The organism is Pseudomonas putida, assembly GCF_001636055.1.
GTDB lineage: Bacteria > Pseudomonadota > Gammaproteobacteria > Pseudomonadales > Pseudomonadaceae > Aquipseudomonas > Aquipseudomonas machongensis.
The window spans coordinates 3825841-3839184 of record NZ_CP011789.1 but is presented as its reverse complement, the minus strand read 5'-3'; the positions used below and the strand labels follow the sequence as shown (position 1 = coordinate 3839184).

The window sequence follows — 13344 nt, the reverse complement described above, 5'->3', positions numbered from 1 at the left end:
CGTCATCACCAGCGTGGCAGCGTCGCCGGGGCGCTGCTAACGTGCTGGAGGGGGAACGATGTGCGACACGACGCCTCCAAGGCTCTGTTACGTACATTCCAGGAGGTTCATCGCAATGTCCGACGCCCCGGCGCATATCAGCCTGCTCGACGATGGCTACAGCCGCGAAGTGCGTTCGCTGCTCTACCATGCCTATCGCCACGAGCCGACCTTCGCCTATCTGTTCGATGCACAGCGGCGGGGTTATGAGCGGCGCCTGCGGGTGATGGTGCGCGAATGGGTGCGTCAGCACTTCTACCTGCAGTTGCCGGCAATCGGTGTGCTGGTCGACGACCGCCTGGTCGGTGCCGCGCTGATCGTGCCGCCGCAACGTCGCCTTGGCGTGGCCGACAGTTGGGCCTGGCGCCTGCGCATGCTGCTGGGAACAGGCCGGCGCTGCACCCGTCGATACCTCGAGTATCAAGCGGCACTGGCGGCGTGCCTGCCCAGTCAGCAAGTCCATGTGCTGCCTCTGCTGGGGGTGCACCCGCAGTTTCAGGGACAACACTATGGTGAGCAATTGTTACAGGCGGTGCACGACTGGTGCGCCGACGATCCCGATACCCAAGGCGTGATCCTCGACACCGGCAATGCCCATTACCTGGCCTTCTACGAGCGTCAGGGCTATCAGGAGATTGGTGAGGTCGCGGTCGGGCCAATCCGAGAGAGAGTGTTCTTTCATCCGAATCCGCTGTCCTCCAACCCGCCAATTGCTTGATCGCAACCTCCTGCGGCTTACGCTGCCGCTTCGCTCTGGTAGCATGCCCCGCATGACGTATTCAGGAAGACTTGGTTGGGGCGTGCTGTTGCTCGCCGCCAGCTGCACAGCATGGGGCCAGAGCGAACTGTTGGTACGGGTCAAACCGTCCAACAAGACGTTGCAGGCCAATATCGAAGGCTACATCGGCAGCCTGGGCGATCGCGACGAGGAGGCCTTGCTGCGGTTCAGCCGCGGGGCTGAGGAGCAGGCGCGCAAGGCGGCCCAGGCGCTGGGCTACTACCAGGCGCAAATCGATACCGAGGTCAAGCCGCCGAGCAAGGCCGATCAACCCGTACAACTGATCATTCGGGTCGACCCTGGCGAGCCGGTGCGCCTGCGCAATGTGACCGTGCGCATCGAAGGCCCGGCGAGCGAGATGAAGGCCTTTCGCATTCCGGACAGCAAGGCATTGCGCCCGGGCGAGCAGCTCAATCATGGTGTCTACGAGGACGCCAAGCGGCTGATCCAGAACCAGGCCTCGCGCTATGGCTTCTTCGACGGGCGCTTTTCACGTCAGCGCCTTGCGGTAGACCCGCAAGCAGGCGTTGCGGATATCGAGCTGGTGTACCAGAGTGGCCCGCGTTATCGCCTGGGCAAGGTGACCTTCGGTGGCGACGCACCGCTGGACGACGACCTGCTGCAACGCATGGTCGGCTTCAAGCCGGGAACACCCTACGATTCCGAACTGGTGGCCGAACTCAATAACGACCTGCAGTCCAGTGGCTATTTCGAAGGAGTACGTGTCGATGCGGCGCCGACGGCGGCGGTCGATGACGTGGTGCCGGTGGACGTGCGCCTGGATACCCGTAAACCGCGAACGCTGGGGCTGGGCCTGGGGTTCTCGACCGACGTGGGGCCACGGGGCAAGGCGAACTGGACACGGCACTGGGTCAATCCCCAAGGCCACAGTTATGGCTGGGAGACCGAGCTCTCGGCGCCCCGGCAGAACGTCGGCCTGTGGTATGACATCCCGCTGGACCCTCCACTGACCGACAAGCTGCGCTTTGCCGGTGGTTACCAGAACGAAGAGATCGCCGGCACCGACACCCTCAGCAAGCTGCTGACTGTCGGCCCCGAATGGCACAGCAAACTGCCCAGCGGCTGGCAGCGGGTGATCTCGCTGAAGTACCAGCGCGAGGAGTACCGCCTGGGCGACGACTCCGGGCTGAGCAACCTGCTGATGCCTGGCGTGAGCTTTTCCTATTTGCGCAGTGACAACCGCATCGACCCGCACAATGGCTATCGCCTGCAGTTCGACCTGCAGGCGGCGAAGGAAGGGCTGGGCTCGGACACCAACCTGGTGCATGGCAATGTCCTGCTCAAGGGCCTCACCACCCTGGGGCAGAACCATCGCTTCCTCGGGCGCGTGCAGTTCGGTGGCAGCGCTACCAACGGCTACCAGCAGAACGTCCCGCCCTCACTACGCTTCTTCGCCGGTGGCGACCAGAGCGTCAGGGGCTATGACTACCAGACGCTGTCGCCGAAGAACAACAAGGGCGACCGTATCGGTGGCCGCTACCTGGTGGCCGGCAGTGCCGAGTACCAATATTCGGTCACGGAGAAATGGCGCGTGGCGACCTTTATCGACCAGGGCAATTCGTTCAATTCGCTGGAACTGCCCAGCCTCAAGACCGGGGTCGGCATCGGCGTGCGCTGGGTCTCGCCAGTCGGGCCGCTGCGTCTGGACCTGGCGCGCGCGCTGGACGACGACGGTGGTATCCGGCTGCATTTCTCCATGGGGCCTGAACTGTGATGCGCCTGCTCAAACCTGTGTTGTCGATCGTATTGGGCTTGCTGGTGCTGGTGGGACTTTGCGCAACTTTGGTACTGGGAACGCAAGCGGGCAGCCGCTGGGCCCTGAGCCGGGTGCCGGGGCTTGAGGTCGAGGACTTCCAGGGCCATCTGGGAGGCCAATGGCAGGCCGCCCGTGTGGTCTGGGCCCAGGATGGCAGCCGGGTCGAGCTGCAGGCACCGCAACTGCAATGGTCACCCTCGTGCCTGTTGCGCGCCACGCTGTGCGTGCAGCGGTTGCAAGCCGAGCGCATCGACATGGCGTTCGCTGCGAGTGAGGCGCAGCCAGACACAGGACCGTTGCAACTGCCCGAACTGCGTTTGCCGATCGCAATCGAGCTGGGTGAGGTCAAGATCGGCCAGTTACGCCTGGATGGCAGTGACCTGCTCGGCGACCTGCAACTGGCCGCCCACTGGACCACCGAAGGCCTGCGTATCGACGCCCTGCAATTGCAGCGTGACGACCTGCACCTGAGCCTGCAGGGCAATCTGCAGCCCCAGGGTGATTGGCCGCTTAAGGCCGATGCCACCCTGCAACTGCCGACAGTGGATGGTCAGGCCTGGCAATTGGTGCTCAATGCCAAGGGCGACCTGCAGAAGACCTTGGCCCTCGAGGGCACCAGCACGGGTTATCTCGAGGCGAAGCTCAAGGGTGAGCTGCAAGCGCTGGCCGATCACTTGCCCGCGACACTGCAGATCCGCGCCGAGACGTTCCGGCCCTCTGCCTCGTTACCCGACCCACTGCAACTGAATCAGCTCAACCTTCAGGCCAAGGGTGACTTGCTCAAGGGATACCTGCTCAAGGGTACGGCCAGCTTTCCGGCCGAGCAGGGGCCAGTGGCCCTGGCCCTGAATGGTAAGGTCGATGCCAAGGGAGCCCGGCTCGAGACACTGGACCTCAGCGCCAGTGAGACCCAGCGCCTCACGTTGCAGGCCAGTGCCGACTGGCAGCAAGGGCTGACGGCCGATGCCCGGATCGACTGGCTCGATTTTCCCTGGCTGCGTCTGTACCCGATGGACGAAGCACCGCAAGTCACGCTCAAACGCTTCAACGCCCAGGTGCACTATCGCGACGGTACCTACAACGGTGATTTCAAAGGAGACCTCGATGGCCCGGCCGGTGCGTTCAGCCTGGCCAGCCCGTTCGATGGCGACCTGACCCAGGTGCGCCTGCCACAGTTGGCATTGGTCGCCGGGCAGGGCAAGGCATCGGGTGCCGTGGCGCTGGGCTTTGCCGACGCGATTACCTGGGATGTCGATCTGCAACTGTCGGCGCTCGACCCCGCCTATTGGCTGGCGGAGCTGCCGGGCACCCTGGCAGGGCCGCTGCGCAGCAAGGGCGAATTGAAGAACGAGCGTCTGCAGCTCGATGCCCAACTCGACCTCAAAGGGCGGCTGCGTGGTCAGCCGGCGGTGCTCAAGGCGGATGCCAAGGGTGCAGGTGAGGACTGGACGCTCGGTGCGCTGGCGATCCAGTTGGGTGACAACCGGATCAATGGCAGTGGCAGCCTGCAGCAACGCCTTGCCGGTCGCCTCGATCTCGACCTGCCGCGCCTTGGCCAGCTCTGGCCGCGCTTGCAGGGGCAGGTCAAAGGTCGCCTCGATCTGGCTGGCACGCTGGCTGCGCCGCAGGGTGTCCTGAGTCTTCAGGGGCAACAGCTGGCCCAGGCCGACAACCGCATACAGCGCCTGGATCTCGACGCACGCCTGGACAGCGCCCAGCGTGGACTGATCACCCTCAAGGCCGGCAATATCCGCCTGGGCGAAACGGCCTTGGGCAATCTTGATGCCACGGGCAAAGGTGATATCCGTCAGCAGGCGCTGACAGTGGCGCTGAATGGACCCCAGCTCAAGCTCGACCTTGCGTTGGACGGCACGCTCGGCAAGGGTGATTGGCGTGGCCGCCTGGCCAGCGGGCGCATCCAGGCGGGCGGTCAGGACTGGCAATTGCAAGCCCCCGCACGCCTGCAGCGCCTGGCCAACGGGCAGCTCGACTTCGGTGCACATTGCTGGCGCTCCGGCGCTGCCAGCCTGTGTGGCGAGGATCAGCGCCTGGCGCCGGATCCACGTTTGCGCTACCACCTCAAGCAGTTCCCCATCGACAGTCTGGCCCAGTGGCTGCCGAAGGATTTCGCCTGGCAAGGCATGCTCAATGCCGACATCAACCTGGATATGCCGGCCAGCGGCCCCAAAGGCACGGTGCGCATCGATGCCAGCGGCGGCACGCTGCGGGTCCGTGATAACGGGCGCTGGATCGACTTTCCCTACCAGACGCTCTGCCTGGACAGTACCTTGGCACCGCGCCGGGTAGACACGTCGCTGGCGTTTCGTGGCGACCGGTTGGGGGCGTTGAACCTGTCGACACGCATCGATCCCCTGGGCCGGGACAAACCGCTTTCCGGTGAATTTCGCCTTTCCGGGCTGGACCTGTCGATCGCCCGGCCTTTCGTGCCGATGGTCGAGCGCCTGGCCGGGCAACTCAACGGCGACGGGCGTTTGTCGGGTACCTTGCTGGCGCCCCAGGTCAACGGCAACCTGACGCTTAGCGGCGGGCATGTCAGTGGCGCCGAGTTGCCGGTCAGCCTGGAAGACTTGTCGTTGCGCGCGCTCGTCGCCGGGGAGCAGATCCGGATCAGCGGTGACTGGCGAAGTGGCGAGGCCGGGCGCGGGCAATTGGCCGGCGAACTGGCTTGGGGGCAGGCGTTGGCTGTCGACTTGCGTTTGCAAGGCCAGCAGCTTCCAGTGAACGTCGAGCCCTATGCCGCGCTGGAGGTCGCGCCGGATCTCAATATCCGCCTGTCCGGCGACAAGCTGGCAGTGACCGGCAAAGTTCAGGTACCCAAGGGCAAGATCACCGTGCGCGAGCTGCCGCCTTCGACGGTGAAGGTGTCCGACGACACGGTGATTATCGGCCACCAGACCGAAGAGGGCACGCCGCCGATGGCGGTCGCGATGGACATCGATGTCGAAGTCGGTCGTGACAAGTTGTCCTTCAGCGGCTTTGGCCTGACCGCCAATCTGCTGGGTCATGTGCACATAGGTGACAACCTGGACACGCGTGGTGAGTTGAGCCTGGCTGACGGTCGTTATCGAGCCTACGGCCAGCGCCTGACCATCCGTCGTGCGCGGCTGTTGTTCGCAGGCCCCCTCGATCAGCCATACCTGGATATCGAAGCGATCCGCAAGGTCGATGACGTGATTGCGGGTATTCGCCTGAGCGGCAGTGCCGAGCAGCCGACTACCCAAGTGTTCTCGGAGCCGGCCATGAGCCAGGAGCAGGCGTTGTCGTATCTCGTGCTGGGACGTCCCCTGGGCAATTCTGGCGAGGATAACAACATGCTGGCTGAAGCGGCCTTGGGCCTGGGCCTTGCCGGTAGCGCCGGGATTACCGGGAGCCTGGCCTCGAGCCTGGGAATCGATGATTTTCAGCTCGACACCGAAGGTTCGGGCAACAAGACCAACGTGGTGGCCAGCGGCAACCTGACCGAACGCCTCAGCCTGCGTTATGGGGTCGGTGTGTTCGAGCCAGCCAACACCATTGCCTTGCGCTACAAACTGAGCAAGAAGGTCTATCTGGAGGCCGCCAGCGGGCTGGCGAGCTCGCTGGACATCTTCTACAAACGCGACTTCTGAACTGATCGGCGGACAGTGGCGGCTTCGATGAACTCGTTGCCGTCTGCGCCTGGCTCCGGGGCGGGCATGGGCGGTGTGCGCACAGGCATGATCAGGTTGGTGTACTCCTCGATCAGCCGGTTGATCGCTTCGGGCGGCTCGCAGGCCTGGAACTGCATGCGAATCTGTACTTCGTCGGGGTCGCGTCCTTCGCCACGGCGCGTTTGGGCGCCGACGGTGACCTTGAAGTGCGAGCACGAGGTGGTGTCGTTGGCCTGCTGCAGCAAATCCTGTCGGGCCTGAGCGTTCTTCACGTGAACCGACAGGTCGACCTGCATGCGCTCCAGGGCCAGGCCCTTGGTGGACACCAGGGCAATCAGCGGAATGCGCAACGTGTGCGTATCGTCCATCGCCACTTCGACCATCTTGGCGCGCATCGGCATGCCGGGCTGCTCGGCGTCCACGTCGAAGAACTGATCGAAGAGTCTGAGGTATTGCTGGGCAATCAGGGTATTGGTTGCCGCGGCGGCTTCCTGGAGCCCGCGCGTGATGTCGCGCAGGTCGGTGGATGTCATGGGTGTCGGTTGAGCGTGTTCGCGGGGCTGATCCAATCAAGGGTCTCCAGTGCGCAGGCCGCAGGTGCCCCGGAGGGGACCTGCGGCAGGTGTGGGTGAGGTAGGGCATTGCGCATCAAGTCGTTGTAGCGGGTTTCTCAGCGCCGGCCAGGGTGTCTTCGCTGGAGATGCTGTCGGTACTGCGTAGCTCTGAGCTGGCGAGCACGGCAGGTTTGGTTGCAGCATCGGTGAGGAATTCCATCACGCGCATGAGGGCTTCCGGTGGTTGCTGACGGCGCACGGTAGTGTTGAAGGCGTAGCGCGCGCGGGTGTCGGTCTTGCGGGTCTGTTCCGACTTGTGGCTTACACTGCCTTTCACATTCAGCTTGAAAGGTCCCCAGCCGAGCGAGGCCTCCATGCTGCCTTCCGCCTCCTTGGAGGATCGGTCCTCGGCCATCTGGTTGATGGTCATCTCGAACTCGATCTTGCCTTCGTCGATGGCAATGTTCGGGTGGGTGATGGCCGCCAGCAGTGGCACCTTCATGCTCTTGGCGACGATACCTTTGTATTCGCCATCCTCACCGACGATGGTCTCGTCGTAGTCGAACTGGATGGCGACTGCCTTGCCATCCTGGATGCAGACATTCATGAGGAAGTCGGCGTACGACTTGCTCGCGGTGACCTGCGCCTGGACCATGGCCTGCAAGGGGCCGGCAATCATTCGGTCCATGGGTAGAGAGTTGATGACGGAACCGATCAGGCTGTTGTCAATGGACATGGGTGATACTCCTTCGGGGGCGGTGAATGTTCAGGCCCGGTTTTCAGTGGGGGTGGTTGTCCTGGCGCCGGATGTTGCCGATCTGACGCAGGCTCAGTCCGTACTTGTCCGCGAGCAGGCTGCGCGACAGCCCGCTGGCACTTTCTTTCTGGATTTGCAGGTTGCGCAACTGGCGCTGGAAGTGGTCGGCCTTGGGAATCTCTAGGGCAATGCCGGCATAGCGCTTGATCAGTGCGTCCAGCGCGTCGGCTGGCAGCAGCTCGGCCAGCCGTGTGCGGTCACGGTGTTTGGGGATGTACTTGGGGCGGCCGCCGTAGGCGCAGGTCAGCCGGTACGCATTTTCAAGGCCGATGCACTCGATCAGCGATTGCAGTGAATGAGGTAGCTGGGCGACATCGATTGCAGTCAGATCTGGCAGTTCCATATTCGATTTCCCTGTGTCTTAGAGGCCAGCACGATGGGTGCCCAGGGATTCTCAGCCACCTCTCCCGATCATTCCTAGGCGCCAAGTGGCCCATGCTCTGTAGTTCCTGTAGAGCGTTTGTTGCAGGCAGAGGAGAGCTCTTACGTAGGAAGTTGAGCGGTGATTTTCCAGTAGGTCTTGTTCTTTCTCGGTCGACTTCTTAGGTGTGTTCCAAGGGTGTCGGTACCCATTTCAATCGCAGGGGTAGGCTTTGCGCAGGCTCGCCAAACCCAGGTAGCTCTGAGGGGCGGAAACCGCTGCGGCGGGCAATGCGCGCCAGTCCACGTCTACGCACAGTGCTTCGAGCGCTTGGCTACCGCGATAGCCGATGACTTGCGGGCTGAATACCCGGCGGTAGCGCGCGTGGGTAATGGCGAAGGGTTCCACATGCTGCGCCTGTGCCAAGGTCAATCTGACCATGGCCGGCAGTTCCGAGGGGGGAGGGACGAAGCGCAACTGGCCTGGCTGGGCCTGCAACAAGCCGTTGCCACGAACCTGTTGCCACAACTGCTGCCATTGGTTGCTGCCGCTGGACGCTTCGAGGCGTGTGCCGAGCTCGAGCAGTTGTTCGCGGGGCAGGGTGCTGGTATCGATGGCGTGGGCGCAGGTGAGTGGGAGAAACAGCAAGGTGCAAAGCAGGATGGGTGTTGGCATGGTCGCTCCGGGACACGAGTCGGGCGTCCATGTTTTCAATCTTGAGCGGCGAAGCTCAGCAGGAAATGCATCGCGAGTGGATCTGGCCATGTATCATGTGGCCGGCTCGTGACGAGCTTCTTTTGTCCCTGATGCTCCAAGGAATTGCCGATGACACACATGCAGCGCTTCAAATATTCGATCCTCATCATCGTGGTGATGATGGGTGTGATGTTCGGCCTGAGCTACCTGCAGAAACAGGGCACGATCAGCGAGCAGACCTTCCAGTACCTGGCCATTGGTATCGCCGTGGTCGTCGTGGTGATCAACGGCATCCTGCGGCGCAAGGTGAAGTCCTGACGCAGGCCAGCCGGCCGTCCTGGCCGGCCGGGTAATCAGCGCAAGGCGTTCTGCTCCAGCACGGCGCGGGCTGCAGGCTGAAGGCTGTAGCACTTGTCATCGCCCAGGCTGATGACGCCCTCGGTGCAGAGTCGCTTGAGCACTTCGCGCACGCTCAGGAATGACAGCGGGATATCCAATTGCTCCAGCTGCGCATGTACGCCGCGTACGCCGATGCTGCGGCCACTGCGATCGGCCGAATGCAGCGCATCGATGACTTTCAGGCGAATCAGGCTGGTGCGCAGACCGTAGGCGCGCAACAGTTCGCGGATCTGTTCGTTGCCGATCCGTTCCTGCGCGCCAGTGCTGTCTTGCGGCGATGTGCGCTCAGCGGTGCGCTGGTGCTGCGCCTGCAGTTGCGGGTTGTACATGTGAATGCTCCTTTTCGTGGACTGTCCCGAAATCATGAGTGCCTAACTATTAGGACGAATGAGCGCGGGAAAACTGCAGTTCTGACTGAAAAAAAACTGCCACGTCCTTTTCAAGACGTTCCCGCGTAGCGCAAGACGTAAAATTTTCATCCGGCCGCTCGTCTGATCGGGATGACCTCTCATTCCCCAGGAGTGCCCGTGATCCCACTATCGCGACCCTTATCCTGCCTTGGCCTGGCCATCGTGCTTGCCACCGCTGCTGCCGGCGCGCAGGCGCGGGAAGTTGCCGGCGATGCTTCGGCGCAGATTCGCCGCACCAGCTTCGGTGTGCCGCACATCCTGGCCAGCAATGAGCGCGGCCTGGGCTATGGCATCGGCTACGCCTATGCCCAGGACAACCTTTGCCTGCTGGCTGACGAAGTGCTCACGGTCAATGGTGAGCGGTCGAAATATTTCGGTGCCGAAGGCAAGACGGTCGAGCAGCGCGACAACCTCGACAGCGATCTGTTCTTCACCTGGCTGAACGACAATGCGGCAGTCAACGGATTCCTCCAGGCGCAGTCGGCGCCCATTCGCGATCGCCTGGAGGGCTATGCTGCCGGCTACAACCGAGCGCTTGCCGAACGCAAGGCCCAGGGGCTGCCGGTGGAGTGCGGGGCGGGCGACTGGGTCAGGCCAATCACCAGCCTGGACCTGGTGAAGCTGACCCGCCGACTGCTGGCTGAAGGGGGTATCGGCCAGTTCGCCGAAGCGGTGGTCGCAGCAACGCCGCCGGGGCTGGCCATGCACAGGCCGAAGGCCGACTACGGCGTGGCCCTGGCACGCCAGCAGGCGTTCGCCAGCGAGCGTGGCAGCAACGCCGTGGCCATCGGTGCGCAGCGCTCGGCCAATGGGCGTGGCTTGTTGCTCGCCAACCCACACTTCCCCTGGATCGGCGGCCTGCGGTTCTATCAGATGCAGTTGACCATTCCCGGGCAACTGGATGTGATGGGGGCTGCGCTGCCGGGGTTGCCAGTGATCAACATCGGTTTCAACCGTGATCTGGCCTGGACCCATACCGTCGACACCTCCAAGCACTTCACCCTGTACCGTCTGCAGCTCGACCCGAAGGATCCCACCCGTTACCTGCTGGATGGCCAGTCGCTGCCGCTCCAACAGCAGGCAATCACTGTTGCGGTGAAGGGGGCAGACGGAACGCTCAGCCAGGTGCAGCGCAAGATCCACGTCTCCAGGTTCGGCCCTGTCGTGCAGTGGCCGGGGCGTCTGGATTGGGATGGCAAATATGCCTACAGCCTGCGCGATGCCAATCTCGACAACACGCGAGTGCTTGAGCAGTGGTACGGGATCAATCGCGCCAAGGACATCGATGCTGTCAAGACCTCGGTGGCCAAGCTTCAGGGCATTCCTTGGGTCAACACCCTGGCGGTGGATGCCGGTGGCCGCGCGCTGTACCTGAATCAGTCGGTGGTGCCGTATGTCGACAAGGCCATGCTTGCCCAGTGCAGTGATCCATCGCTGGTCGGGCCGTTGGTCGTACTGGACGGTTCGCGCAGCGCCTGCCAGTGGAAGGTTGACCCCGACGCTGCGCAACCTGGAATCTTCCCCGCGCGCCTGCAGCCAAGCCTTGAGCGCGCGGACTTCGTGCAGAACTCCAATGACTCGGCCTGGCAGGTCAACCCGGCCCAGCCGCTGACAGGCTTCTCGCCGCTGATCAGCCGTGAAGACCAACCCTTGGGGATGCGTACCCGCTTTGCCTTGCAGCGCCTGCAAGGTCGCGCCAAGCTCGGCGTGGCGGAGCTGCAGCACATGGTGCTGGACGACGAGGTGTATCTGGCCAGCCAATTGCTGCCAGAGCTGCTGGACTGGTGCAAAGGCGCCGAACCCGATCTGCAGGCTGTTTGCGCCAGCCTCAAGGCCTGGAACGGCAAGGCCGGCACCGACAGCGGCATGGGGCTTGTGCATTTTGCCAACATCATGGAAGCGCTGGGCGACCAGCCGCAAATCTGGCGTGTGGCGTTCGATCCGGCCGATCCGCAGCACACGCCGCGTGGTCTTGCAGTAGAGCAAGCAGCAGTGCGCGCGCTGCTGCGTGAGGCGGCGCTGGCTTCGTTGGCGCAGGTGCAGGAAGGCGGCATGGCGCAAGAACAACACTGGGGGCAGGTACAGCAAGCGCTGGACGGCACGCCGGTGCCGGGTGGCCCGCAGGAGTTGGGGGTCTACAACGCCATGGTCAGTGTGCCCAATGGGGCAGGGAAGCGTCTGGTAGTCAGCGGTACCAGCTACCTGCAGCTGGTCAGCTTCACCGAGCAGGGGCCTAAGGCCAAGGGGTTGCTGGCATTTTCACTGTCCAGCGAGTCGGCCTCGGTGCACGCATTCGACCAGACGCGTGCCTTTGCGGCCGGACAATTGGCGCCCATTCCGTTTACCGAAGCGCAGATCACCTCCGATCCTCAGTATCGCCAGTATGGGGTGAGCGAGCGGGATGAGCAGGCACTGGTCAGCGCGGGGAAATAGTCGAAATAAGTGGCCCTGTGGTGGCACGAGCCACCTCAGGGCCTGCGCGTCAGGAAAATTCGAACGGCGCCAGGTGCATGCCCTGGTCGTCCACCTGCAGCGCCCAGCCTCGGCGATCCCAGTCCCCCAGTACGATGCGCCGAGCCGGCTGGCCCTCGACCACCAGCTTGTGCAGGGCAGGGCGGTGAGTATGGCCATGGATCAGCGTGCGCACACCGTGCTCGCTCATCACCTTGGGCACTTCGTCGGGGGTGACATCGACGATTTCAGTGTTCTTCATCCGCACCTGCGCCTGGCTTTCACTGCGCAGCTTGCGCGCCAGTTTCTGGCGCGTGGACCGCGGCAAATGACGCAGAATCCAGAGGCTCAGCGGGTTGCGCAGGTAGCGGCGCAGCTTCATGTAGGCCACGTCGCGGGTGCACAGGGTGTCGCCATGCATCAGCAGTACCGGCTCACCGCCCAGCTCAACCACGCTAGGGTCGACCAGCAGGGTACAGCCAGCGGCCTTGCAGAAGTCCTGGCCGATGAGAAAGTCGCGGTTGCCGTGCATCAGGTAGATCGCCGTGCCGCTGTCGGACAGCGTGCGCAACGCCTGGCAGATCGATTGCTGGAACGGCGTCATGGCATCGTCGCCGATCCAGGCATCGAAGAAGTCGCCAAGAATGTACAGCGCCTTGGCGTGTCGCGCCCGCCCATCGAGCAGATCAAGAAACGCCCGGGTAATGTCCGGGCGTTCTTCTTGCAGGTGCAGATCGGAGATCAGCAGGATCACTCAATGATCTCGGCTTTCTCGATGATCACGTCGTCCTTCGGCACGTCCTGGTGGCCAGCCTTGGAACCGGTGGCGACTTTCTCGATGGCATCGACCACTTCACGGCCTTCGGTCACTTCGCCGAACACCGCGTAGCCCCAGCCCTGCACGTTCTTGCCGCTGTGGTTGAGGAAGTCGTTGTCGGAAGCGTTGATGAAGAACTGCGCCGAGGCCGAGTGCGGCTCCATGGTGCGGGCCATGGCGATGCTGTACTTGGTGTTCTTCAGGCCGTTGTCGGCTTCGTTCTGGATGCTGGCGCGGGTTTTCTTCTGGTTCATGCCAGGCTCGAAGCCGCCGCCCTGGATCATGAAGCCCTTGATCACACGGTGGAACACGGTGCCGTCGAAGTGGCCGTCCTTGACGTATTGAACGAAGTTCTCGACGGTTTGCGGGGCTTTTTCGGCGTTCAGTTGCAGAACGATGTCGCCGTGGTTGGTGCTCAGTTTGACTTTGGACATGCTGAAATTCGCTCTTTCAAGGCATTCGGGAATAGGGTGCACAGGTCGCGTACTGTACCTGACGCAGGATCTGGCGGCGGCGACACAAGGCGCGCGGCGGCCATTTTGCCAGCTGGCGACAAAACGCTGCGAGAAATCGCGCCAGTTTGTCGGTGCCCGGC

The 13344-nt window shown here is 63.1% G+C and carries 12 protein-coding genes; 5 read left to right on the top strand and 7 right to left on the bottom strand.

Translation table 11 applies throughout. From position 1 onward, the window contains the following. Positions 1 to 115 precede the first annotated feature (115 nt). The 3 genes from AB688_RS16980 to AB688_RS16970 are packed head-to-tail and all read left to right on the top strand — an operon-like array spanning position 116 to position 6223. A complete protein-coding gene (locus AB688_RS16980) occupies positions 116 to 757 on the top strand; it encodes a GNAT family N-acetyltransferase (protein ID WP_054891530.1) in 642 nt (213 codons plus the stop codon). 52 nt (positions 758 to 809) lie between these two features. Next, positions 810 to 2552 carry an autotransporter assembly complex protein TamA gene (locus AB688_RS16975; RefSeq protein ID WP_063545235.1) on the top strand — a complete coding sequence of 581 codons (1743 nt, stop codon included), beginning with the start codon at positions 810 to 812 and terminating at the stop codon, positions 2550 to 2552. Beyond that, on the top strand, positions 2552 to 6223 hold the full coding sequence (locus tag AB688_RS16970; RefSeq protein WP_155738212.1) for a translocation/assembly module TamB domain-containing protein: 3672 nt from the start codon (positions 2552 to 2554) through the stop codon (positions 6221 to 6223). Before AB688_RS16975 ends, AB688_RS16970 begins: the two co-directional genes overlap by 1 nt. Here AB688_RS16970 and AB688_RS16965 read toward each other — a convergent pair. The 4 genes from AB688_RS16965 to AB688_RS16950 all read right to left on the bottom strand — a co-directional run bounded on the left by AB688_RS16965 (position 6205) and on the right by AB688_RS16950 (position 8651). Continuing rightward, a complete protein-coding gene (locus tag AB688_RS16965; protein WP_063545233.1) occupies positions 6205 to 6777 on the bottom strand; it encodes a DUF2589 domain-containing protein in 573 nt (190 codons plus the stop codon). The two genes, AB688_RS16970 and AB688_RS16965, sit on opposite strands and share 19 nt — an antisense overlap. Before the next feature lie 115 nt (positions 6778 to 6892). After that, positions 6893 to 7534 (bottom strand): DUF2589 domain-containing protein, encoded by a 642-nt coding sequence (locus tag AB688_RS16960; protein WP_063545232.1) that lies wholly within the window; start codon positions 7532 to 7534, stop codon positions 6893 to 6895. A gap of 43 nt (positions 7535 to 7577) precedes the next feature. After that, positions 7578 to 7958 (bottom strand): Mor transcription activator family protein, encoded by a 381-nt coding sequence (locus tag AB688_RS16955; protein ID WP_063545231.1) that lies wholly within the window; start codon positions 7956 to 7958, stop codon positions 7578 to 7580. A gap of 231 nt (positions 7959 to 8189) precedes the next feature. Then, the gene (locus tag AB688_RS16950) at positions 8190 to 8651 is read right to left on the bottom strand and encodes a hypothetical protein (protein WP_063545230.1); all 462 of its coding nucleotides are present in this window, start codon (positions 8649 to 8651) and stop codon (positions 8190 to 8192) included. A gap of 150 nt (positions 8652 to 8801) precedes the next feature. Here AB688_RS16950 and AB688_RS16945 point away from each other — a divergent pair, with 150 nt between their 5' ends. Further along, entirely contained in the window at positions 8802 to 8990 is a 189-nt protein-coding gene (locus tag AB688_RS16945) for a hypothetical protein (protein WP_054891523.1), read from the top strand. Positions 8991 to 9025: 35 nt separating this feature from the next. Here the strand turns inward: AB688_RS16945 and AB688_RS16940 are convergent, their stop codons facing one another. Then, positions 9026 to 9400: a hypothetical protein gene (locus tag AB688_RS16940; protein WP_063545229.1), complete on the bottom strand. Its 375-nt coding sequence runs from the start codon at positions 9398 to 9400 to the stop codon at positions 9026 to 9028. Between the two features lie 198 nt (positions 9401 to 9598). Between AB688_RS16940 and AB688_RS16935 the strand changes: the two genes are divergently transcribed. Further along, on the top strand, positions 9599 to 11914 hold the full coding sequence (locus tag AB688_RS16935; protein WP_063545228.1) for an acylase: 2316 nt from the start codon (positions 9599 to 9601) through the stop codon (positions 11912 to 11914). Positions 11915 to 11963: 49 nt separating this feature from the next. Here AB688_RS16935 and AB688_RS16930 read toward each other — a convergent pair whose 3' ends face one another. Both AB688_RS16930 and AB688_RS16925 read right to left on the bottom strand, forming a co-directional pair. Beyond that, positions 11964 to 12686 carry a UDP-2,3-diacylglucosamine diphosphatase gene (locus AB688_RS16930; RefSeq protein WP_063545227.1) on the bottom strand — a complete coding sequence of 241 codons (723 nt, stop codon included), beginning with the start codon at positions 12684 to 12686 and terminating at the stop codon, positions 11964 to 11966. After that, positions 12683 to 13183 (bottom strand): peptidylprolyl isomerase, encoded by a 501-nt coding sequence (locus AB688_RS16925; RefSeq protein WP_063545226.1) that lies wholly within the window; start codon positions 13181 to 13183, stop codon positions 12683 to 12685. Before AB688_RS16925 ends, AB688_RS16930 begins: the two co-directional genes overlap by 4 nt. Between the last annotated feature and the right edge of the window lie 161 nt (positions 13184 to 13344).